The sequence below is a fragment of the Gardnerella sp. DNF01144 genome, assembly GCF_049244245.1.
Classification (GTDB): Bacteria; Actinomycetota; Actinomycetes; order Actinomycetales; family Bifidobacteriaceae; genus Bifidobacterium; species Bifidobacterium piotii.
In genome coordinates this window covers 82,930-106,400 of sequence record NZ_CP058390.1, presented here as the reverse complement: position 1 = coordinate 106,400, position 23,471 = coordinate 82,930, and the positions used below count along the sequence as shown (strand labels likewise).

The window sequence follows — 23,471 nt, the reverse complement described above, 5'->3', positions numbered from 1 at the left end:
CTTTGCTAATTATTCCTGTAAATACGGAGATTCAAGCATAAAACTTATGCATCCATATTTACAGGGTTACACACAATTACATGCTTACGCATACTTACAGGCTTGCGCCCACACACCTATTTTTACAAAATATATTGCTTGAATTTGCATTTACAAATAGCAACAACTCCAAGCAATATGCTAAGCATTGCAACAATCGCTATTAAAGACGACTCAGAGCCAGTTGCTGGAATAGTTCCACGCGATTTATGCGATGCGGAGTTAATTCCAGCAGCAGTTTTGTGCCTATTAGCAGACTTAGCAAAAGCTACACCATTTTTAGATGCACCATTCCTAGAAGCATCTGGCTTTTGATTAAGGTACGGATTAGGCGTATTGCTATTTTCTGAACCAGTATTAGGCGTTGTGCCTATGTTTGAATCAGGTGTTACGTCTATGTTCAAATATGGCTTAGGCAATATCTCTGGTTCCGTCATGTGTGATTGACCCGAAGGGGTTTCAGGCTGATCTGGAGTTGGCGCAGGTGCAGGCGTGACAGGCGGATTCTGCGGATCTGGCGTTGGCGTTGGCTGCGGCGTTGGCGTCACTGGATGCGGCTGCGGCTCTGGCACTGGCTGAGGATGAGGCTGAGGTTGAGGCGTCACTGGCTGCGGCTGAGGTTGAGGCTTAGGCGTTGGCGGATTAAGCTGCGGCTTTGCCTTTACAGTAAAGCTTGCTTTAAACGTACACTTAGACCCATCAACGTAACTTACCGTAACAGGAACTTCAACAGTCTGATCTTTATCAGTCGCTTCAGGTATTTTAAAATCATCTACCGTAACCGTAGGTGCCTTGTAATAATACTGTGTAGTACAAGCATCTGGATCATCTACATTATAACAACTTTTATAGTAGGAATCACCAATCTTAATTGGATAAACCCTATCGTTATCGTCATTATAATAATAAGGTCTGGAATCAGAACTAAATCCATCATCTGGATTATCATCATCATTTTGACAAGCGCTTGAACATCCATCTTCAGATTTATTAGGATCACATAAATCGCATGCACTAGGAGTTTTACCTTCAGGAATCAAAGGATAGTTAAGTCTACTTGTTGTTGTAAATAATCCCTCGACCTGCTTTTTAACGTCCGTTTTAATAGAATCTACAGTTGGCTGTTTAGCAGGCGGATTTTTGCTAGACGAATCAATATTATCAATTTTCACATCACTGCTTTTAGCAGGCCACGTTTGAGCCATTGTTTTCGCGGTAACTATAAAGGTCAAATTATCAGCAGGAAAGTAGCCTTCTATATGATTATTAAACTCACCATTTTTGTAACATACAGGAAATTCAAAAGTTTCTTTACCAGGGAAAAAGGCTGTCCAATCGTCAGGCGAATTAGAATTGGTGTAACCTGCCCAGGGATCATATCCACAAAATTCCAATCCTAAATCGCTTATTTTCCCACTGTAGCCCGATAATTTACTATTTTTTAGCGCATTCCTAAAATCAATTGACTGACCAAAATTAACTTCTATATTTATACGTTTAATTACATATTGACGTATAAGAAGCCTTCCATTAAATCTAAAGTCTGGACCATAATGAACCGTACTGGTTCCATTGTAACCATTCTCTCCCAGTTTTTTATTTAAATCAAAATCGATTAATTTAACTCCATCATTTTTATCAATATGAATTAACTCATTTGTAAAAGTATATCTACTGTGATAGATGTCAAAAAAATTCATATAAGCATACCGATAATTAAAGATGTAATCGGCATCTTTAATTTTTGTTGGTTTCACAATTTGATTAACATTATACCCATTTATAGCATCACTAGGAGTTATATTTTTTTCAATATGTTGGTCAGAAAAATCGTAAGAACAGTTATATTTATCTCTATCTACATTATTATTCCAGCTTATATTCTTTTTATAAGCAATAGTGTAAATATTATAAACGTTGCTAATATTATTTGTTTTAGCATTAATTGTTTTAAGTTTTCCGTTACATAGACCAACAAGACTATCTACATTACTAATTTTGTTTGTACTTATGTCTAAAGATTCAAGATTTGTTAAACCAGATAATTTCGTAATATCACTTATATTATTCCAACTCAAATTCAAATTTTTAAGATTTGTTAAACTAGCTAACTGGGAAATATCACTTATCTTATTCTCACTCAAATTCAGATCTTCAAGATTTGGAAAATACTTTAAAAAGCTAATGTCACTAATACTCTTATTGCTTAATCCAAGCTTTTTAATCTTTTTTGCATCATTCGCAGTAAGCTTCCAGTCATTATAAGATTCTGGCACATTAATGTCTGTGTTTTTATACTCTTTTATACTGTCATACAACGCTTGTTTAAGTGTTGGGTTATTAGCGAATAAATCGTTTGGATCTTCTGTTTTTTCTGCATCTGCAGCACCGTTGGCATTTAAGCTAGTTGCCTGGTTAGGGATACCCCCCCCAGACGTATTTTGCGCAAAAGCTGCGTGAGATTCACAAGCTGGCATTATGCCAAAAAGCATGCAAACAGCAATAATCGAAGCAACAAACAGCTTAAAAACTTTAGCCGTTAAACCACTTTTAATACGATTAACCAACCTGCCAATAACCCCAGGCATAAACTCAACCTTCTTATTTAACAACTTAAAAATAAATGTTAACTCGTAAACGCAGCCACAAGCCGCAAGTCACTATTTTAGTAACCATCTGGAACAATTACATAAAAATGAATAAAATACGAAAAACACAGAAAACAAAGAGACCCCGCAAGAAAACTTACGGGGTCTCTTAAAGATTAGCTAATATCTTCAGACTAGAAAATCGAAAATACTAGGCAAGAATCTTGGTCACACGACCAGAGCCAACGGTACGGCCACCTTCACGAACTGCGAAGGTCAAGCCCTCTTCCATTGCGATAGCCTGGATCAACTCAACAGTGAAGGTTGCGTGATCGCCTGGCTGAACCATTTCGATGCCGTCTGGCAAGGTGATAACGCCAGTAACATCAGTGGTACGGAAGTAGAACTGTGGGCGGTAGTTGGAGAAGAATGGCGAGTGACGGCCACCTTCGTCCTTGGTCAAGACGTAAACTTCGCCTTCGAACTTGGTGTGTGGTGTCACAGAACCTGGAGCAGCCACAACCTGACCACGCTCAACGTCGGTACGGTTGATACCACGAAGAAGAAGACCAGTGTTATCGCCAGCCTCGGCCTCATCCATCTGCTTGTGGAAGGTCTCGATAGAGGTGACGGTGGTGGTCTGGGTATCGCGCAAACCAACGATCTCAACTGGGGTGTTGATTGGGAGCTTACCACGCTCAACACGACCGGTGACAACGGTACCACGACCGGAGATGGTGAACACATCTTCGATTGGCATCAAGAATGGCTTGTCAAGATCGTGAGTTGGGGTTGGGATGTACTCGTCAACAGCCTTCATGAGTTCCTTGACGGTCTCTACCCACTTTTCGTGATCTGGAGCGTCATCATGCAAAGCGCCGTAAGCGGAAGTACGGATGACTGGGCAATCGCGATCGAAGCCGTTTTCGTCGAGGAGGTCACGAACCTCTTCTTCAACGAGGTCGATAAGCTCTTCGTCGTCAACCATATCGCACTTGTTCAAAGCAACAAGAATTTTTGGAACGCCGACCTGCTTAGCAAGCAAGACGTGTTCACGGGTCTGAGCCATTGGGCCGTCGGTAGCAGCAACCACGAGGATTGCGCCATCCATCTGAGCGGCACCAGTGATCATGTTCTTAACGTAATCAGCGTGGCCTGGAGCGTCCACGTGAGCATAGTGGCGTGCAGCCGTCTGATACTCGATGTGGGCGATGTTAATGGTAATGCCGCGCTCCTTCTCTTCTGGAGCGGCGTCGATCTGATCGAAGTCATACTGAGGGTTCAGATCTGGATATTCGCCATGAAGCACCTTAGAAATAGCCGCGGTCAAGGTAGTCTTACCGTGATCAACGTGACCAATGGTACCAATGTTAACATGCGGCTTAGTACGCTCGTACTTTTCCTTTGCCATGTGTTTGTCCTCCTGGACGTCTCGTAGTTTGCTTCACACTCTTATGTGAAGCCTCTAGCTACATATTTACTGGGTTTCTGGGTTAGGTGCCACTTCGGTGCCAGAACCCAGTCAACGTACGAAATTTTAGCGTTGACTAGGGACACAAAACACCGAAGTAGCGTGCGCTTTTACTCGCCGCGCTGGGCTTTAATAATCTCGTCCGAAACAGCCTTTGGAACTTCCGCGTAAGAGTCCATTTGCATGGTGAACATTGCACGTCCCTGAGTCTTGGAACGAAGATCACCAATGTAGCCGAACATCTCACTCAGTGGAACCTTAGCGTCAATAACCTTAACGCCAGTAGCGTCGGTCATAGACTGAATGTTTCCACGACGGGAGTTCAAATCGCCCATAACGTCGCCCATGTACTCTTCTGGAGTACGAACTTCCACGGCCATAATTGGCTCGAGGATTACTGGGTGAGCCTTAGGAGCAGCTTCCTTGAAGCACATGGAACCTGCAATCTTGAAGGCCATTTCCGAAGAATCAACGTCGTGAGTCTGACCGTCGGTAACGGTTGCTTTAACGCCAACCACTGGGAAGCCAGCCAAAACGCCAGATTCCATAGCTTCCTGCACACCTGCGTCGATGGAAGGAATGAATTCCTTAGTAATGTGGCCACCAGTGACCTCGTTAACAAACTGATAGACTTCGCCAGATTCTGGATCGATTGGCTCGAAGTTCATCAAAACCTTTGCGAACTGACCAGAACCACCAGTCTGCTTCTTGTGGGTGTATTCCTGGTTCATAACAGCCTTGCGAATAGTTTCGCGATAAGCAACCTGTGGCTTACCAACATTCGCTTCAACCTTGAACTCGCGGCGCATACGATCCACAATAATGTCGAGCTGGAGCTCGCCCATACCAGAAATCAAAGTCTGACCAGATTCTTCGTCGGTCTTAACCTGGAAGGTAGGATCTTCGTCGGAAAGCTTAGCCAAGGCCAAGCTCATCTTTTCCTGATCTGCCTTAGTCTTTGGCTCCACAGCAACCTCGATAACAGGATCTGGGAATGTCATGGATTCCAAGGAAATTGGGCTCTTCTCGTCGCACAAGGTATCGCCCGTGCTAACGTTCTTCAAACCAACGAAGGTGTAAATGTTTCCAGCTTCTGCAGAATCTACAGGATTTTCCTTATCTGCGTGCATCTGGAAGATCTTACCAACGCGTTCCTTCTTGGACTTAGTGGAATCGTACACGGAATCGCCTGGCTTAACTTCGCCAGAGTACACGCGCACGAACACAAGCTTGCCGTAGAACGGATGAGTGGAGATCTTAAAGACCAATGCAGCAAATGGATCTGTATTTACTGGCTTACGATCAATCTCAACGGATTCGTCGCTTGGATCAAAGCCCTTAATAGATGGAACATCTTCTGGGCTTGGAAGGAAGTCAACAACAGCATCCAGCATTGGCTGAACGCCCTTATCCTTAAATGCAGAACCGCAAGTTACTGGGAAGGCTTCGCGAGCAATAGTAAGCTTGCGAATACCAGCACGCATTTCTTCTTCGGAAAGCTCTCCCGATTCAAGATACTTCTCGAGCAACTCTTCGTCGGCTTCTGCAACCTGATCCATAAGCTCGGCACGATATTCTTCTGCACGCTCTTGCAAGTCTGCAGGAATGTCAACGGTGTCGTAATGAGCACCCATATCGTCCTTAACGTCATTCCAAACGTAAGCCTTCATACGAATCAAGTCAACAACACCAAGGAAGTCGTTTTCAGCGCCGATTGGAAGCTGAATAACGAGTGGCTTAGCGCCAAGCTTTTCCTTAATGGTCTTAACAGAATAGTAGAAGTCTGCGCCCAACTTATCCATCTTGTTGATGAAGCAAATACGTGGAACGCTATACTTATCTGCCTGACGCCAAACGGTTTCGGACTGAGGCTCCACGCCTTCCTTACCGTCGAACACTGCAACAGCACCGTCGAGAACACGCAAAGAACGCTCTACCTCGGCGGTAAAGTCAACGTGTCCTGGTGTATCGATGATGTTGATTTGATAGCGGTCATCTGTGTCATGGGTTTGACGCTGCCAGAAGCAAGTGGTTGCAGCAGACTGAATAGTAATACCGCGTTCCTGCTCCTGCGCCATAAAGTCCATGGTAGAAGCGCCATCGTGAGTTTCACCAATCTTGTAATTCTTACCAGTGTAGTAAAGAATACGCTCGGTGGTAGTAGTCTTACCAGCATCGATGTGCGCCATGATGCCGATGTTACGAACCATATTAAGGTCGTTAAGCACATCTTGTGCCATATTATTATCCTTAGCTCTTTAAGATACCGATTATCTTGTGGATTACCAGCGATAGTGAGCAAAAGCCTTGTTTGCTTCTGCCATCTTGTGGGTATCCTCGCGGCGCTTTACAGAAGCACCCAAGCCATTGGAGGCATCGAGAATTTCGTTAGCCAAACGCTCAGCCATAGTCTTCTCACGACGAACGCGGGAGAAGTCTGTAAGCCAGCGCAACGACAAAGTGTTTGCACGAGCAGGCTTAACTTCGACTGGCACCTGGTAGGTTGCGCCACCAACGCGGCGGGAACGAACCTCGAGGCTTGGACGAATGTTATCGAGAGCGCGCTTCAAAACAGAAACTGGCTCCTGCTCGGTCTTTGCCTTCACCTGCTCAAGAGCGGTGTAGACGATGTTTTCTGCAATGGACTTCTTGCCATCGAGAAGAATTTTGTTAATCAACTGAGCCACGACGGTCGAGCCGTAGATTGGATCAGGAAGCAGCTGATGCTTTTTTGCAGGTCCTTTACGTGACATGTTTTACTTCGCCTTCTTTGCTCCATACAGGGAACGACCCTGCTTGCGGTCCTTAACACCCTGGGTATCGAGAGCGCCACGCACGATGTGGTAACGCACACCTGGGAGATCCTTCACACGGCCACCGCGCACAAGCACAATGGAGTGCTCCTGCAAGTTATGGCCTTCGCCTGGAATATAGGCGGTTACTTCAATACCCGAGCTGAGGCGCACACGAGCAACCTTACGAAGCGCAGAGTTTGGCTTCTTAGGAGTGGTTGTGTACACACGAGTGCACACGCCACGACGCAACGGGCTACCTTTCAAGGCCAAAGTCTTTGACTTCTTAGGCTTGGCCTGACGTCCCTTACGGACGAGTTGTTCAATCGTAGGCAACTTAAGTTCTCCGATTCATTAATGTCTTCTATTTGGTGAAACCGCAGCACTGCAGCACACCTTAAACCTGAATCGGTTAAAGAGAAAAGCCACAGTCCACCGGCCCGATGGCCCTTGCACCTCCAGACGCACATTACTGCGCGCTATCTTTGGCACTTGGGATATCCCAACCAGCACGCCTATTACATAAGGCACGCCGTTGGCACACACAAACTATTATTATACACATTTGCTTGACAATTAAAAAACCGCTTAAACAAGCTACTCAAGCAAACTATTTAAGAATCGGCCTTGCAGGAGCAGAAACATCCAAAAGCTGACGATTGCCGATTTTACTTGGATCGCTAATAATCGTTTCCACAATCGCCTTTTTAAGCTCCAAATCCGAAGAATCTCCCCAAACAACAATCCTATGAACGTCTCCGCTTGGACCAGGGTAAGAAACCTCTGTTTCAACAGAATCCTGCGTTTTTGCACTAACACGAATAACGTGAGACCTAAAATCTTGAGAAAGCGAGCTTACAATTTTCAACGCTTCCTTAACAGCTCTACTGTTTAGACTTTTAGTAACGTCGCTAACTTCTATAACTGGTATTCCGCTAGTAGAAACGTTTTGAACAGCGTTTAAGACTCTACCCTTAACATCTACAGCCGTAAGTTTTTCGCCATCTTTTGCTTTAAGCATTGCAGCAGGCTTTTGCGCACGAACAGTTATTTGCAAACCGTGCGGAAATTGCTTTACAACCTTTGTTTCTGTTACGCCGGGTATGTTATTTAATTGCTCAATTATTTGTTGAGAAGAAACTAAAAACAGTGACTTATCTACCTGATTAGACGCAATTAACGCAATTTTCTGTTCACTCACCCATTCGTTAGAGCCAAAAATGCGTATATTTTTAGAATCAAGACGGAAAAATGGAGATAAAAACAGCATCCAACAAAGCAAAGCGATTAACGCAAACGCAAGAAAAGCGTAGGCAAATCGCAGCAAAATGGTACGTATTTTAGCAAAATTCTTTTCTTTTTCGCGAGCGCTAAAATCTATTACTTTAGGTCTAGATGCAATTCCAAGAGGACCAGAACTAGACTTTAACGTTTGCTTTACAAAATCAACTACGGAAAGTCTTCTTGCATCTACAAAAGCATTTTTAGAAGATTGATTTTCTAACGAGCTACTCGTAGTCGCTTTTTTGCTATTAGATAAATCATTTTTAGCTAATCTTGTAGAATTTTGTGAGTTTAGATTGGATTGAATTGACCTTTTATGCGCATCAAGATTAGTAGACTTAGAAAAATTAGTAGACTTAGGGAAATTATCAGACTTAGGGAAATTATCAGACTTAGGGAAATTATCAGTCGCAGCAAAAGTATCGCTTGCAGCAAAAGTGGATGTAATAGACCTAGTATGCTTAATAGAGCTAGCAGATTCATTAGGATTATTAGGCTCATTGGATTCATCATTGCTTGCAGACTTGCCAAAAATCATTCGACCCATAGCTATCACTCACCTACTTCCACTTGCATCTATACGCGACTTTATTTACTACTTTATTTACTACTTTATTTGCGACTTTACAAATTGCTTATTATCGCTTGTTTGCCGACTATTATTGCCCATTTAGCTTATTGCTTTAAGCGCAACTCTTCTAGCATAACAGACGTCATAGTGGTAATGCTTCCAGCACCAACCGTAAAAAGTACATCTCCACTATTAGCTCGGCGAGCAAGCATTAAAGCGCCATCTTTCATGTCTTCTACAGCTTCAATATTGCAATTAAGCGCACATTCTTTAGCTGCGCTAACAATAGTCGAAGCGTGAATATTTGGAAAATCTTCCTGCTTTTCTCGAGCTGGGAAAATGCCTGTTACGATTACGTCATCTGCAAGAGATAAAGCAGAAGCAAATTCGCGCGCAAAAGAGCGCGTCCTAGAAAACAGATGTGGCTGGAAAAGCACGCGAATCGTAGAATCTGGATACCTTCTTCTTGCAGCGCGCAAAAGAGCGTCGATTTCTGTAGGATGATGCGCGTAATCGTCTACAACCGTTACTCCGCCAACACATCCGCGAATGTCAAATCTTCTAGAAGCACCAAGGAAGCTCGAAGCTCCATTTGCAGCATCTTTAGGATTCATTCCCAAAAGTGTTGCTGCAATAATCGCAGCACACGCGTTTCTAGCATTGTGCAAGCCTGGAATCATAAGATTAACGCTTATAGAATCGCCGTTAAAGTCAATAACAAACGACTCGCTACCACTACCCGTCTGCTCGCTTTCGTGATTAATAAACGCAAACTTTACAAGGCCTTTTACTCTATTACTTAAGCAAGAAACACTATTCTTACTACTTGCGTATGCGATTGTTTTTTTAAGAGAATCATCGCTTAAATCCTCTAAAACAGCGCGAGCGCCATCATCGTCTGCACAAATCACAATAAATCCTAGAGCGTGGCTTAAATGCTCAACAAACGCTGCGCGATAATTTTGCGCATTTCCATAATGGTCTAGGTGGTCCGCTTCTACGTTTGTAACAATTGCAATATATGGATTGTATTTTTCAAAGCTGCCGTCAGATTCGTCCGCCTCCGCAACCATAACACTTCCGCAACCAGCATGACCTCCGTCAACTTCGCCGCCGCCCTGCGCTTGAATCGAACCGCCAATCGCATAACTCGGGTCTGCTAAATCGCCTTTACCACAAACTTTCAAAATATGAGCCAAAAGAGAGCTTGTTGTAGTCTTACCATGCGCTCCCGCAACAGTCACACCTTTTTTAGAGCTTAAAAGTAAAGATAAAATGTCACTTCTGTGAACAAGTTTTACGCCATTTTGCGCAGCCGCCACTACTTCTGGATTATTTGGCTTAATCGCGCTAGAGTACACAAGAATATCCGCATTTTTTACATGGCTTGCACTTTGACCAATCTGTACATTTATGCCGAGTTCTTCTAGGCGACTTGTGTGGTCGCTTTCTTTGCTATCACATCCGCTTACGCTAACGCCTTCTTCGTGCAACATCTCTGCTAAAACGCTCATTCCAGCGCCGCCAATGCCAATAAAATGCACAGAACCTAAAGAATTTACAGTTTGATCTTTACTAAAAGCAGCACAAATAGGATTCATATTAATTTCCATGATTATTCTTTGCTTTCTTTTGCAATCTTAAGAATATGCTCTGCCATTACTCTTGCAGCATTACGAATGCCGTATTTCCAAGCTTGTTCGCGCATCTTGCAAAGCTCGTCTGGGTTATTAAGCAATTTCAACACGTTTGCACGAATCCAATCATCGCTAAAATCGCAATCGTTTACAATAATCGCTCCCCCTGCGTTTGCAACAGGTTGTGCGTTAAATCGCTGCTCACCGTTTCCAATTGGAAGAGGCACGTAGACTGCTGGAACACCAATCGCAGATACTTCTGCAACAGTGCCTGCTCCCGATCTGCAAATCACCAAGTCAGCGCAAGCAAAAGCCCAATCAATTCGCTCTAAATATTCGCAAATATGGTAATCACCAAGTCCTGCATGTTCTGGCTTAATGTCATTTATTTGATTAAGACCAGCCGAGCGCGCAACATTATCTTTAACTTCTTTAGATTTTCCGCTACCTGTAAGATGAACGATTTGCGCGCATTTTAGTAAATCGCCAGCAGCAATAGATACAGCTTCGTTAATGCTTTTAGCGCCCAAAGACCCGCCAGTTACAAGAATAATCGGCCTGCTAGGATCTAGTCCAAGATTTTTAGCGCCTTCAAATCTAGCTAAATCAATGTCTTGAGTAATCTTTGCGCATAAATCGGATATGGATTTTCTAAGAGGAAGACCAACTCTTATAGCTTTGCTATTCGACGCCACCCTTGCGATTAAACCAGTGCCATCGTAAACACATCCAATCATGCTTGCCCAACGCGCTCCAAGCTTATTTGCCATTCCAGCACGCGCATTTTGCTCATGAATCACAATAGGCAAATGCATTCTATGCGCTTGTGCATAAACTGGCGCAGACGCGTAACCGCCAAATCCAACAACAATATTCGCATGCCTTTTCTCAAGAATCTTAGCAACCTTTCGCGTTTCGCGAATCCACTTAAAAGGAAACTTAAGCATGTAAAGATTAGGTTTTCTAGGGAATGGGACTTTTTCAATAACGTCTAATGGCAGCCCCGCTTTAGGAACCAACGTTTTTTCTAAACCAGCATTAGTGCCAATAACACTGATTTCTACCGACTCATCTAAATCTTTTAATGCATGCGCTACAGAAAGAAGAGGATTAACATGACCAGCAGTGCCCCCACCTGCTAGAACAACATGCAAAGAATTGCTATCTTTATATTGATCTTGCACCAATTCAGCCACCTCAATCTGCTTATTTAATAATCCCAATCATAAATCCCAATCAGAACTAATCTACTTAAAACTTTAATATATGACTTAACAATTAAATATAAATTAAACAAAATTTTTACGAAAAGCGGATTTTATAATTTTATAATACTTTCCCAATTTTGATTAACACTTGTTTTTGATTAACACTTGTTTATTATTGAGCGGATTAATCACCACTTTGCTGCCGCGATTTTGCACGCTTTAATGACCATTTATTCCCAAATTTTATGTTCGGATTGCTCTTAATAAAACTATCCGCAACACCCATCGCAAGAAGACACATAACAAGAGAAGATCCACCTGCGGAAACAAATGGCATAGGAACGCCCATAACTGGCAAAACCTGAACAACAACCAAAATGTTTATTAGTCCTTGGCCAACAATCCAAGTAGCAATGCTAATAAGAGATATTGAAACAAGCTTATTTGTTGATTGCAAGGCAGAAGTTAGCAAGCACCATCCAATTACAATGTAAAGAAGGATTACGCAAGAAGCAACAATAAAGCCCATCTCTTCGCCAATGATTGCAAAAATAAAATCGTTGTGAGCATACGGCAAATAATTCCACTTTTCTCTAGAATTACCTATGCCAACTCCCATTATTCCACCAGACGCCATTGCGTATTGCGCATGAATCGACTGAAAACAAACGCCTCTAATCGACTTTGCATCGCATCCATGAATCGTAGCAAGAATACGACGCATACGATTTTGGCTAGTCACAACAAGCAATAAAACTGCTGCACAAGCCGTTATAAGGGCCACAACAAGCCATTTTGTAGGGAATCCTCCAACATAAAACGCCACAACAGCAATAAGCAAAATAATAAGAGCGGTACCAAGATCCTTGCCTGCAACAACTAAAAGAACCGAAACACCCAAAGCTACAACTGTTGGAATATATGCGCGCATAGCAACACGCTTATAAGCCTTTTTTGCAAGAATAAGTGCCATTGGTAGCCAAATGCATATAGCAAGTTTGGTGATTTCCGCTGGTTGCATTGTAAGCGGGCCTATTTTAATCCAGCTAGCATTACCATTAACCTCGTGCCTAATACCTGGAACAAAAGTCAAAAATTGCATAAAAACCGATATTGCGTAAATGGTAATAATCCTGCTTTTATAAAAATCAACAGGAAGATGCGAAAAAATCAAATATCCAGCAAGACCAATAACGCAATAAAACAGTTGGCTCATTCCAGAACCCCAAGGGCCAGCTCCGTAAGTAATCATCGTTACCGACGAGCTTGAAAACACCATAAATAAGCCAAAAACGGTTAATATTACAACAGATATTCTTAGTCCAAAAAGACACCACAATGGGTTAAAAATACTGCGAATACCAACGTATTGCTTAAAAGCCTTTGTATTATCACTAAATGTTTCTTTAACGCCAAAAGCATTATTTGAAGACTCCACTTTACTGCCAAAAATGCCAAAACCGCGTTTTTTAAGCTTTTTAGGGCTTCTAGAACTTGATGAGCTAGCTTTTTTATTGTTCTCATTCATGGCTCTTAACCCATCGCTCAGATTCTTTAGCAAAACGATTGCCACGATCTGCGTAAGAAACAAATTGATCCATAGAAGCGCATGCTGGTGCCAGAAGAACAACATCTCCAGGCTGCGCGTACCTTCCAGCAGCTTGAACAGCTGTAGAAATAACTTTTTGACCCAAAGTAGAATCCGCGCTAAGAACTGGCGAGTTCTCAACCTCTTTAAGAACGCGATCATCTACAGAATCAAAAGATTCGAAACCTTCGCCATTCGCAGAAACTATTGTTACAGGAATACCCTGGCCTTTAGAATTAAGCGCTTCTACAATCGGCTTTTGATCTAGTCCAATAACAACAACAGCCTTAATAATACTACGATTTTGATTAACTAAATCTTCAAAATGGCCACCTTTTGCAAGGCCTCCGGCAATCAAAATTACGGATTTTTTGCCAAAACTAGAAATAGAAGCGGCAGCAGCATGAGCATTAGTAGCTTTGGAATCGTCCACAAAACGAATCGCGTGTTCTGGAAGACTATCTTTAGCATTTAACGTTGCAACAGTTTGAATCCTATGCCCTCCTGGAGCAAAGTTGCACAATGCTTTAACTGCATTTTCAACGTCTTGTTTTAAGCCAAGAGTTAGAGCTAGTGCAGTTAGCGCGTCTGCAAGAAGATGAGGATACACACTTCCATCTGGCTCGCATAAGTGTTTTAGTTCTTTTAGAGCTACTATTTTGACTGGATCACCAACTTTTGCACCAGAAACGCCACTTTTGTCTACAATCCAACCATTTTCAACGCCTATTTCTCCGCATTTTGGCGCGCAAAGTGTAAAACCAATTTTTTTACAACCATCTTTTACTTGTGCAACTTTTGCTAATTCGCTAACTCGTGAATCTTGAGCATTGTACACAAGCGCTTTTTTAACGCCATTAAAAACTTTCGACTTATCTTTTGCGTAAGCTTCAATGCCACCGTGCCAATCCAAATGGTCAGCCGCAATATTAGTAATCGCAGCGCAATCCAACTCTAAGGAATTAGTAAAATGAAGTTGGAAAGAGCTTAATTCAACACATAACGCATCGTGTTCTTTTTCTAGCGCAGCGTAAGAAACAGACTTGCCAATGTTTCCAACTGCAGGAGCATCTAGACCGCAAGCTGTAAGCATATCGGAAGTCATCTCTGTTGTAGATGTTTTTCCATTTGTTCCAGTAATTCCAATCCATGCAGCTGGAAGACTTGTTTTAAGCGACTTTACGCGCACAAGCCACGCAAGCTCCACTTCGCTGATGACTGGAATATTGCGCTTTTGAGCCTCTAGAATAAAAGGCGTTCTAGGGTTAAAAACTGGCGATGTTACAACAGCATCAATCGTGTTCCAATCGATTTTAGAAAAATCGTGGATTTGCGCCTCTTCCTTACGCTCGTCTGCGCTAATCGCATTAGCGCCAACAGTTTTAAGCACTTCCATGGCTCCTATGCCAGAAACGCCTAATCCTGCTACAAGAACGTTATGGAATGGGAACTCATTGTGCAAAGAGAACTCCTTGCACAAATCATTTGCAACATTGCTCATATAATCACCCTAAATCAACAATCCAGAACGGCCTGCCCAATCCGCATAGAACGTCATCAACGCAGACAGAACAAACATAAGCTCAATCATCCAAAAACGAACAACAACTTTGCCTTCTGCCCATCCAACAAGCTCAAAATGATGATGAATTGGCGCCATTTTGAACACGCGCTTATGCGTTAACTTAAAACAGCCAACCTGAATCACATCACTGCAAGTTTCTGCAACGAACAGTCCGCCTAAAATAACAGCCAAAAACTCTGTGTGAGTAGCAATGGAAAGCGCAGCAAAAAGGCCACCTAAAGCCAAAGAGCCAGTGTCTCCCATAAACACTTGAGCAGGATTTGAGTTGTACCACAAGAATCCAAAGCAAGCAACGGCAGCACAAACAGAAATAATTGTTAAATCAAGCGGATCCGAGACGGCGTAAGAGAAGCCAAAGTGGCCGCCGCCTTTAACATGGTAGCTTTCCCAAAAAGCGATAAGTGCATATCCTGCAAAGGCAATCATAGAAGATCCAGCAGCAAGACCATCTAATCCATCTGTAAGATTTACTGCATTAGACCATGCAGCCATTAAAAAGTTTACCCAAACAATAAAAATTACGATTCCTATTGCTTTTCCAAACATAGAGAAATCAAAGAATGGCTTTTCTATAAAACTCATGCCAGGCTGCGCGCTTGCAATGCCCGACTGAGTTGGCAACATAAGAGCTAAAAGCGCATAAATGCTTGCAAAAATAATCTGACCAAATAACTTTGCTCGCACAGAAAGGCCAAGATTTTGCTTTTTTCTAACCTTTGCAAAATCATCAATAAAACCTAAAAAGCCCATTGAAAGCATTGCAAAAAGAACAAGAACTGCAGACCAAGAAGGCGTTCTGCCAACAGAAAAATACCTGTACAAAGCAGATGCAGCCCATCCAACCACAACAGCAAGATTAATAACAACACCGCCCATTGTAGGCGTGCCTCGCTTAACTAAATGTGATTGCGGACCGTCTTGGCGAATGTATTGTCCGTAATTTAATCGGTGTACTAAGCGGATTAAAAGCGGCGTGCCAACAATAGTGACTATTAGCGAAACCACTATTCCCACAATAAGCGCAATCACAGGTTAACCTCCGTATGTTTGTTAAGGCTAGCGTTAAGACTCTTACTAAGTTTAGCCCAGCTTTCAGCCAAAACACTCAGCCCCGAAGCATGAGACCCCTTTAACAACACAACAGTACTAGAATGCTCACCCACAAGACTCCAAACAATATTATTCGCCTCAATACAATCATGCACAAAGTACACGTTGTTTTTAGCATCAACATTGTTATTTTGATACTTATTTACAATGTTATTTCTATTATTTTGCCAATTATCTCTAGCACCTTTAGCTATGCAAGAAGCTAATTCATCTAATTTTTCACTCGTGGAAGATCCAACGGAAATTATTGCGTCAATATTCTTTTGTGCAACATATTTTCCTATAGACTCATGCATGTTATATTCGTCTTTTCCAAGTTCCAACATTGAGCCTAAAACAGCGATTCTAAAAAGTTTAGTGGACGAAGATTTGGCAGAATCTGCGGAATCTGCAGAATTTGCAGAATCGTCGGAGTTAGAAGAGTTAGCGGAATTAGAAGAATCATCGGACTCATAAGAGCATAATCCGTCAATTCCTGCTTTCATAGAGTCTGGATTTGCATTAAACGAATCGTCAATAAGTGTAAACTTTTTATCATCTTTGCAAATAACAGAAATTTGCATACGATGCGGGCTAATATGCGAAACTTTATTCAAAACTAGAGAAATGTTTTTAAGACTCATTCCAAAATATCGTGCAACATTTGATGCAGCAAGAGCATTCATAACATTGTGCGCGCCAGGAAGCGCAAGATGTAGTGTTGCACTATTTTCGCTAGTCGCGATGTTTACACTATCTGCTCTATTTTCGCTAGTCGCACTATTTTCGCTTTCGATAATCGTAAATTTTGCACAACCACTTTCGTCTAAAGAAATATCTTGCGCGCGCAATTGATAATTGCCATTATTCGACGCATCAAAATTGCCATTATTATCAACATTTAAGCCAAACCAGCGAACTTTATCTTGATCAGCCAGCTTGCTCATAGACGCAACGCGAAAATCATCTGCATTCAAAATTGCAACACCATGAGGCAAAAGTCCCCTAACAATCTCACTCTTAGCTTGCGCAATTTTTTCTACAGATCCAAATTCGCCCAAATGAGCAACACCAACTTTTAATACAACCGATAAATCAGGAGGCGCAATAGTTGTGAGCATTGCAATTTCTCCAACATGATTTGCACCCATCTCCGCAATAAGGAATCGCGTATTCTCGTTTACGCGCAAAGACGTTAATGGCAATCCAATCTCGTTATTAAAAGACCCAACGGGCGCAACTGTATTGCCAAGCGTTGAAAGCAAAGCATTAAGCATATCTTTTGTGGTAGTTTTTCCAACGGAACCAGTTATGCCAATAATGCTAAACGGCGTATTTAACGCGCGGCGGCGAACTAAATTATGTTTTGCTAAAAGTCCAAGCGCTTCAACCGAATTTTTAACAACGATTTGAGCAATCTTGTTTTGCACACTTTCATCTAGCAAAACAGCATGTTCCACAATCGCAGCTTTGGCTCCAAGTTGAGCTGCTTTTTGAACAAAATCGTGTCCGTCTACTCGCTCGCCCTTTATAGCAATAAATACCGCTCCGCAAGCAACGTTACGCGAATCACTTGTAGCGAAATTAACAATATCGGTGCTTTTTACAGAATCGCAAGATGCAGACGAACCACAAGATGCAGACGAACCACATAAAAGCTCGCTTGCGTTAACAGCATCTGCCACCTCTTTAATGCTCATAGGCATCATATGAGTGCTATCTTGCGTAAAAACAGTGTCTGTAATTTTATTTTGCTTGCTATTTTGCTTGCTATTTTGCTCTATTGAAAACATTTTCTGCTCTTAAATATTGGTTTCTATTTTAGTTCGTGAGATACTCGCAACGCGCTCTTAATTGTTCCTCTTCTAACACCAGCAGCAAGAACCATTGCGATTGAAAGAGAAAGATGTTTACTAACACTTTTGCCGCCGATTTGATCTGCTAATGCAGCTAACTCATCGGATTCCCTAGAACGCATTACACAATAAGATCTTTCGTGACTTATAAATCCATACCTTTGTTGCAAATTATAAAAACTCATTACAGGGCGCGCAGATTTTATGCTTGATTCGTCAATCTTGGAATCGTTCTTGTAATCAATCTTAGAATCATCTTTTTTATTACTATATATAAGTGATTCCGATGATTCTTTAGACTTAGACTCATGCGAATCTTGCGAATTTTGCGAATCTTCTGAATTAGCATCCACTTTAGATTTGGCTTCTAATGTGCCGCTTGCTTGCGACTTATCTTTTGAATTTGCCAAGCTTGAATCATATGCCAAATCGCCACCACTGTGTTCAATAACTTGCGAGCTGGAATCTGACTTATACAAATCAAGACTTCCTGCCATTGCGAGCGCATTATTGCTTTCAACTCCAAGAACATCAATGTTTACAGATTGCAAAGCGTCTTTTTTAAGAGTTGCAGAATTTAGCGCTATAACAACAGCTGCAGCACCATCTTCTACACATACCGACAAATTGTGCTGAATATCCACGATTCCAAGCGGATATTCTAAATCCAGTTCTCGCTGAAGAGAATTAGACCCCGCAGCGCTTATAACACCAATTGGATTGCCAAGCATATGAAGAAAATCAGCTAATCGTATAACATTTGCGTAGACTTCGTCATCATCATCGCCAGCAACCGCAAAAGTCGCTATAAAAGAAGATGGGTCATTATTAACATCGCAAGCAAGTTTGCCCAAAGTTACTGGATTGTTGGAAGAAACTAAAAGTGGAATACCAACGCTCATCGCTTCGGACATAAACTCTGGAGTAACCATTGCTGCGTATGCTCCAGCATCTCTAGCAGCTTCCAATTGTCTTTTATCTACGCGATTTGCAGGAATAAAAAGACACCCAGGCTTAACATTCCTAACATCACACGCTAAAGACGTAATTGTTATTCCAGAAGCAAAAGATGGTATTACTTCAAAACCGTATTGTTGTGCAGCAAAACCAAGAGTTACTCTTGTTCTAGAAAATTCATCAACAGCATTCATACTCGCACTCGCCCTCGTTCGCTATCTATTACCATTGTACAGCAATAGGATTGGTGCGAGGCGTCGATACTGGAACGTTGTACTTTTGCATTAGGAACTCGCCTATTGTTTTTATAATAGGCGCCGCAGTATAAACACCGAATGTACCTTCTGGATTGCTTAATGCTACAGTTATTGCAAAACGTGGATTATCTACAGGCAATATTGCTGCGCAGTCTGCAACAATAGAGCTAAGCGCTCCGCCAAATCCAGCAACTTCTGCAGTACCACTCTTTGCAGCAATTCGATATCCATTAACAGATATGTAGCTACCGTAATATTCTGCAGTGGACTCCATAGCGTTTAACATTTGATCAGCAACGTGCTCATCCAACACCCTAGTGCCTTCTGGCCTTTTGCGCTCAGTAACTCTACCTTGAGGATCAATTACAGACCTGATAATCGATTGCTTAAGTCTTACGCCTTTATTTGCGATTGTTGATATAGCATTAGTGATTTGCAAAGCGTTTGCTGCATAACCCTGACCGAACAAAACAGTGTTTTGCTTACGACCATCCCACGATTGAACACTCGGAAGCAAACCTTGAGATTCTCCTTGCAAGCCTAATCCAGTATATTGTCCAATTCCAAACTTAGACAAAAACTCATAACGCTTGTTATTTGGATATTTTTCGCCAGCCATAATCAATCCAACGTTAGAAGATTCCTTCAAAATGCCTGCCAAAGTGAGTCTCATAACACCATGATTATGAGCGTCGTGGAAAAGCTGACCTTGCTTATCAATGCTTCCTGGAACAGCAAACTTATCTGATAACGAGCGCGCGCCCGTCTGAAGCATGCCTGCAACTGAGAAAACTTTACCAATGGAGCCTGGCTCAAACACTTGGCTAACAGCTTTAGAAACAGATGCTCTAGCTTCGGCAGAACCAGCTTTAATACTATCGCTATCTTCTAGAGCAACGATTTCTCCAGTGCGAATATCTTGAACAACAGCAACGCCCCATCCAGCTTTATACCTGTTAATGCCATCTAGAAGAACCTTCTTAACGTACCAATCTACATCGCTATCAATAGTTAGCTTTATGTCGTTACCGTTTACAGCATCTTTATATTCGCTTACCGTTCCAGGAATTTTCTCATTTCCAACGTTATTTCCCTGATATTTTTGATAACCATCTTTACCAGTTAGAACCTTATCTTGAGAAAGCTCTAGTCCAGATTCGCCAATTTCTCCTCTTCTGCCCTTTGCTTCCTTGCGAGCGCTTTCTTCAGCGTCTTTAACGGAACCGATTAAAGCACCAAGAATAGGGCCACTCGAGTATACGCGTTCGCTACTGTTTTCTGCATAAACACAACCAGAAAGATTAAGCTTGTCTATTGCGCGCTTAACAGAAGGCTTAACATTTCTTTTAATAACAGCGTAACGTCCTACGCCTGCAATCTTGCCGCCTATTTCAACAGAACTCATATGCAAAATAGGAGCCAAAAGACGCGCCACAGCAACAGCGCCAGTTCCTTCAACATCTTTGCCATTAATTGCATGACAATTCCCAGCAGTTTGCTTTGTGCAAGGAGTTGGCTTAAAAGACTGAGCGTTCATAGGGTCTGCGATTATGTTGTATCTTTCAACGCTTTGAGCTAAAACGGTACCGTTTGCGTCTAAAATACGACCTCTACGAGCGAGTATTGGACGAGTTCTGCTACGTTCTGCCTGCGCCGCCTGAGCAGTAGAACGTGCATTGATTAACTGTATAAAGCTAAGCTTTACTATTGCTATAGACGCAATAAACGCGAATATCATTGCAACAGCAATACACTTTTTTGCAAAAACCGTGTTTCGTATAACGCTAGTTTGAGCGCCATAACGTGCATTAGCTCCAGAAGAAGCATAACCAGAACCAGAACGCGCGGCATTACTGCCGTATGATCTGTACAACTTACTCGTATTGAATCTGCTCTTGCTGATTTTGCTCACTCTGCTTGTAGTAGAGCGCAACTTTTTACCAGCAAGTTTGGCATAATACAATACTGTTTTCATTTTGCCTGAGTATTTGGCGAAACGTTGCTTGATTAGGCGGTTCATCAATGTTTCTCCTTATTTTTTTGTTCTGGCTGTTGTTTAGTTTGTTGTTTAGTTTTATCTGGTTTAGTTTTATCTGGTTTAGTTTGTTGTTGTTTAAGTTTTTGCTTTGCTTGCTCTGGCTTAGCTTTTTGAGCTTCAATCGCAGCTTGTTCTGCCTTCTTTTTGTTTGCATAAGCACTTAAATCAACTGTTATTGCTCCCTGTTGTGGAATCATTCCCATATCTTGTGCTTTTGCTGGAAGATCCGCTTCTAGCGCATCTAACTTTGTTTGCGCAGTTTCCACATCTTGACGAAGCCTAGAGATACTTGATTGAGTGGCAGCTTGTTCAAAAGATATCTCCGCCATTTTTGTTCGCAACAACAAAGACGTAGTAGGCGTAACAAAAAGGAAAATAACAACAATAATCAAGTTGAAAAGAGGAGCTTTACGAGTGTTACTCCACTCTATAACTCTATGTAAGTGATTCATTACTGTGTAAGACCTACGGTCAGAGGCACTAAACACTAATGGAATCGACTTTAAAACACGATTTTGCCTTGAATTATTACCAGCTGCTTTATCATTTACTCGCCCAGCAGGAGCAGATGAACTTGCATAAGACGCAGCAATCCTAGAAGCACGGTTTTTACTTGGCTTATCCATTAGAACCTGCCTCCTTTGCTGTTATTTACACCATTCGCTTTAGAAGAAGAACGATGCAAAGACGCATCTTCTCCTTGAGCAATAGCTGTAAAGTCTTTAATCCACCTATCTGGAATATCTCTAATAAGCTCCACTGCGCGTAAGCGAACAGAAGAAGACCTTGTATTATTTGCAATTTCTTCTTTAGATGCTTTAATAGCTCCGCGAGTTAAAGACTTAAAGAAAGGTTTTGCACTTTGCGGAATAATTGGCATATTTGCTGGAACATCTACTTCTAAGCCTTTATTCATAAAACGCTTAACCGTAATATCTTCCAAAGAATGATAAGACTCAACAACAATTCTGCCGCCGTTATTTAAGCGCAAAGCAAGCTTTGGTAAAGTCCTAGAAAGCTTATCCAGCTCTCCATTAACTTCGATTCTAAGAGCCTGAAAAACTCGTTTAGCTGGATTTCCTGGAGCACGATGAGCACGCGGAATAACATGATCCACTAAATCAACAAGTTGACCAGATGTTTTTATTGGATTCTCTTGTCTAACTTGCACTATATTTCTTGCGATTGGCCCAGAAAAACGTTCTTGACCATACTCACGGAATATTTGAGCAAGACTGGATGCACTATAAGTAGCAAGAATGGTTTCAGCAGTAACACTTTGAGTTGTATCCATACGCATATCTAAGACTGTGTTATGAGAATAAGAAAATCCTCTATCTTCCTCGTCTATTTGCAAACTAGAAAGACCCAAGTCCATAAACGCTGCGTCAATCTTATCGATTTCTAAATCTTCAAGAACTTTGTCAACTTCATCAAATGCAGCATGCACTGGAATAAAACGATTCTCTAAGCCTTCATCGCGCATTCTTTTTGTCGCTAAGCCAAGAGCTTCACTATCTCTATCTATTCCAATAAGAGTTGCAAGTGGAGCAGCTTTAAGAAAAGCTGTTGCGTGACCTGCAAGCCCAAGAGTGCAATCAACAACAATAGAATCTTTGTGATCTAATGCTGGAGAAACAAGATTTACACAGTCTTCCAACAGAACTGGCGCATGAATTGTAGATAAATCTTTCATTGTGCCACCGCCGGAAGAACATCATTTGCAATATCTGCATAATCTTGCTCTTTATCTGCAAGATAATTGTTCCAAGCAGATTTGTTCCATATTTCTGCGCGAGTTCCAACACCAATTACAACAATCTCATCTCCAAGATTTGCATAATCCCTTAGCATTGGAGGCACTACTATACGACCTTGCTTATCTGGCTCCTGATCAACAGCGCCAGAAAGGAAGACTCTAAGGTAGTCTCTTGCAGACTTATTACTCATAGATGTGAGCTGAATCTGAGTTGTAATACGCTCAAACTCTTGCATTGGAAGAACATAAACGCATCGCTCTTGTCCGCGAGCCATAACAAAACCATCGCCCAATTGGGATCTGAATTTTGCAGGTAAAGCAACGCGACCCTTTGCATCTATTTTTGGAGAATAAGTTCCAAGAAGTATCGGATTCTTTACGTGATTATTAGCCTGACTTTGCAAACTATTAGCGCCAAAAACCGCGTCTTGAGGCAAAGGAGTGGATGTAAAAGCCGAAGACGTAGGTTGAGGCTGCATAACAGGCTGCATAACAGGCATTTGAGGCATTTGCTGCGCTTGATACATTTGCGGCATTTGCGTCATCACATAATAAGGCTGAGCGTACGCTTGAGAATTTTGCATTGGCATATGCGCATCTTGGGCATTAGCTTGAGCCGTATTTTGAGAATCATAACCAGATGGATTTTGAGCATGCTTAAAGGAGGAATTGGCTTTATCTTGCGCATTTGCGCCAGCATTATTACTAGCCATAAATCCACCTCCTTTTCAACATGCAATATGCCACTTGCA

Annotated in this window: 17 protein-coding genes; all 17 read right to left on the bottom strand. The window is 42.0% G+C overall.

The features are described 5' to 3' along the window. Positions 1 to 122 precede the first annotated feature (122 nt). Positions 123 to 2,627 carry a leucine-rich repeat domain-containing protein gene (locus HXT36_RS00375; protein ID WP_421778821.1) on the bottom strand — a complete coding sequence of 835 codons (2,505 nt, stop codon included), beginning with the start codon at positions 2,625 to 2,627 and terminating at the stop codon, positions 123 to 125. A gap of 211 nt (positions 2,628 to 2,838) precedes the next feature. After that, positions 2,839 to 4,038: an elongation factor Tu gene (gene tuf, locus HXT36_RS00370; protein ID WP_415694684.1), complete on the bottom strand. Its 1,200-nt coding sequence runs from the start codon at positions 4,036 to 4,038 to the stop codon at positions 2,839 to 2,841. Between the two features lie 170 nt (positions 4,039 to 4,208). Then, positions 4,209 to 6,338, bottom strand: coding sequence for an elongation factor G (gene fusA, locus HXT36_RS00365; protein ID WP_020757198.1), 2,130 nt, complete (start codon positions 6,336 to 6,338; stop codon positions 4,209 to 4,211). A gap of 42 nt (positions 6,339 to 6,380) precedes the next feature. Next, on the bottom strand, positions 6,381 to 6,851 hold the full coding sequence (rpsG, locus tag HXT36_RS00360; RefSeq protein WP_004127577.1) for a 30S ribosomal protein S7: 471 nt from the start codon (positions 6,849 to 6,851) through the stop codon (positions 6,381 to 6,383). Between the two features lie 3 nt (positions 6,852 to 6,854). Continuing rightward, positions 6,855 to 7,226: a 30S ribosomal protein S12 gene (rpsL, locus tag HXT36_RS00355; protein ID WP_003813881.1), complete on the bottom strand. Its 372-nt coding sequence runs from the start codon at positions 7,224 to 7,226 to the stop codon at positions 6,855 to 6,857. 274 nt (positions 7,227 to 7,500) lie between these two features. Next, positions 7,501 to 8,721 carry a cell division protein FtsQ/DivIB gene (locus tag HXT36_RS00350; RefSeq protein ID WP_421778820.1) on the bottom strand — a complete coding sequence of 407 codons (1,221 nt, stop codon included), beginning with the start codon at positions 8,719 to 8,721 and terminating at the stop codon, positions 7,501 to 7,503. Between the two features lie 128 nt (positions 8,722 to 8,849). Further along, positions 8,850 to 10,358: a UDP-N-acetylmuramate--L-alanine ligase gene (murC, locus tag HXT36_RS00345; RefSeq protein WP_016635785.1), complete on the bottom strand. Its 1,509-nt coding sequence runs from the start codon at positions 10,356 to 10,358 to the stop codon at positions 8,850 to 8,852. Between the two features lie 2 nt (positions 10,359 to 10,360). Then, on the bottom strand, positions 10,361 to 11,566 hold the full coding sequence (locus HXT36_RS00340; protein WP_421779254.1) for a UDP-N-acetylglucosamine--N-acetylmuramyl-(pentapeptide) pyrophosphoryl-undecaprenol N-acetylglucosamine transferase: 1,206 nt from the start codon (positions 11,564 to 11,566) through the stop codon (positions 10,361 to 10,363). A 208-nt stretch (positions 11,567 to 11,774) separates the two neighbouring features. Continuing rightward, the gene (locus tag HXT36_RS00335) at positions 11,775 to 13,118 is read right to left on the bottom strand and encodes an FtsW/RodA/SpoVE family cell cycle protein (RefSeq protein WP_020757202.1); all 1,344 of its coding nucleotides are present in this window, start codon (positions 13,116 to 13,118) and stop codon (positions 11,775 to 11,777) included. Next, entirely contained in the window at positions 13,111 to 14,679 is a 1,569-nt protein-coding gene (gene murD, locus HXT36_RS00330; protein ID WP_020757203.1) for a UDP-N-acetylmuramoyl-L-alanine--D-glutamate ligase, read from the bottom strand. The genes HXT36_RS00335 and murD overlap by 8 nt, the downstream gene beginning before the upstream one ends. A gap of 9 nt (positions 14,680 to 14,688) precedes the next feature. Next, positions 14,689 to 15,792 carry a phospho-N-acetylmuramoyl-pentapeptide-transferase gene (mraY, locus tag HXT36_RS00325; RefSeq protein ID WP_016802455.1) on the bottom strand — a complete coding sequence of 368 codons (1,104 nt, stop codon included), beginning with the start codon at positions 15,790 to 15,792 and terminating at the stop codon, positions 14,689 to 14,691. After that, positions 15,789 to 17,645, bottom strand: a complete 1,857-nt coding sequence (locus tag HXT36_RS00320; RefSeq protein WP_421778819.1) for a UDP-N-acetylmuramoyl-tripeptide--D-alanyl-D-alanine ligase — start codon at positions 17,643 to 17,645, stop codon at positions 15,789 to 15,791. The genes mraY and HXT36_RS00320 overlap by 4 nt, the downstream gene beginning before the upstream one ends. A gap of 23 nt (positions 17,646 to 17,668) precedes the next feature. Beyond that, a complete protein-coding gene (locus tag HXT36_RS00315; protein ID WP_415680598.1) occupies positions 17,669 to 18,859 on the bottom strand; it encodes a UDP-N-acetylmuramyl peptide synthase in 1,191 nt (396 codons plus the stop codon). Positions 18,860 to 18,887: 28 nt separating this feature from the next. Beyond that, positions 18,888 to 20,942: a peptidoglycan D,D-transpeptidase FtsI family protein gene (locus HXT36_RS00310; protein ID WP_415680597.1), complete on the bottom strand. Its 2,055-nt coding sequence runs from the start codon at positions 20,940 to 20,942 to the stop codon at positions 18,888 to 18,890. Then, a complete protein-coding gene (locus tag HXT36_RS00305; RefSeq protein ID WP_016831782.1) occupies positions 20,942 to 21,586 on the bottom strand; it encodes a hypothetical protein in 645 nt (214 codons plus the stop codon). The genes HXT36_RS00310 and HXT36_RS00305 overlap by 1 nt, the downstream gene beginning before the upstream one ends. Continuing rightward, positions 21,586 to 22,656 (bottom strand): 16S rRNA (cytosine(1402)-N(4))-methyltransferase RsmH, encoded by a 1,071-nt coding sequence (rsmH, locus tag HXT36_RS00300; RefSeq protein WP_415680596.1) that lies wholly within the window; start codon positions 22,654 to 22,656, stop codon positions 21,586 to 21,588. Before rsmH ends, HXT36_RS00305 begins: the two co-directional genes overlap by 1 nt. Continuing rightward, positions 22,653 to 23,432 (bottom strand): division/cell wall cluster transcriptional repressor MraZ, encoded by a 780-nt coding sequence (gene mraZ / locus HXT36_RS00295; RefSeq protein WP_415680595.1) that lies wholly within the window; start codon positions 23,430 to 23,432, stop codon positions 22,653 to 22,655. Before mraZ ends, rsmH begins: the two co-directional genes overlap by 4 nt. Positions 23,433 to 23,471: the final 39 nt, after the last annotated feature.

What these genes read in the sequence shown, in the direction of transcription:
- murC (WP_016635785.1), bottom strand. Translation starts at nt 10,358, where the DNA reads ATGGAAATTAATATGAATCCTATTTGTGCTGCTTTTAGTAAAGATCAA.
- HXT36_RS00310 (WP_415680597.1), bottom strand. Translation starts at nt 20,942, where the DNA reads ATGAACCGCCTAATCAAGCAACGTTTCGCCAAATACTCAGGCAAAATG.
- HXT36_RS00350 (WP_421778820.1), bottom strand. Translation starts at nt 8,721, where the DNA reads ATGGGTCGAATGATTTTTGGCAAGTCTGCAAGCAATGATGAATCCAAT.
- tuf (WP_415694684.1), bottom strand. Translation starts at nt 4,038, where the DNA reads ATGGCAAAGGAAAAGTACGAGCGTACTAAGCCGCATGTTAACATTGGT.
- rsmH (WP_415680596.1), bottom strand. Translation starts at nt 22,656, where the DNA reads ATGAAAGATTTATCTACAATTCATGCGCCAGTTCTGTTGGAAGACTGT.
- HXT36_RS00375 (WP_421778821.1), bottom strand. Translation starts at nt 2,627, where the DNA reads ATGCCTGGGGTTATTGGCAGGTTGGTTAATCGTATTAAAAGTGGTTTA.
- rpsG (WP_004127577.1), bottom strand. Translation starts at nt 6,851, where the DNA reads ATGTCACGTAAAGGACCTGCAAAAAAGCATCAGCTGCTTCCTGATCCA.
- mraZ (WP_415680595.1), bottom strand. Translation starts at nt 23,432, where the DNA reads ATGGCTAGTAATAATGCTGGCGCAAATGCGCAAGATAAAGCCAATTCC.
- fusA (WP_020757198.1), bottom strand. Translation starts at nt 6,338, where the DNA reads ATGGCACAAGATGTGCTTAACGACCTTAATATGGTTCGTAACATCGGC.
- HXT36_RS00305 (WP_016831782.1), bottom strand. Translation starts at nt 21,586, where the DNA reads ATGGATAAGCCAAGTAAAAACCGTGCTTCTAGGATTGCTGCGTCTTAT.
- HXT36_RS00335 (WP_020757202.1), bottom strand. Translation starts at nt 13,118, where the DNA reads ATGAATGAGAACAATAAAAAAGCTAGCTCATCAAGTTCTAGAAGCCCT.
- HXT36_RS00315 (WP_415680598.1), bottom strand. Translation starts at nt 18,859, where the DNA reads ATGAATGCTGTTGATGAATTTTCTAGAACAAGAGTAACTCTTGGTTTT.
- HXT36_RS00320 (WP_421778819.1), bottom strand. Translation starts at nt 17,645, where the DNA reads ATGTTTTCAATAGAGCAAAATAGCAAGCAAAATAGCAAGCAAAATAAA.
- murD (WP_020757203.1), bottom strand. Translation starts at nt 14,679, where the DNA reads ATGAGCAATGTTGCAAATGATTTGTGCAAGGAGTTCTCTTTGCACAAT.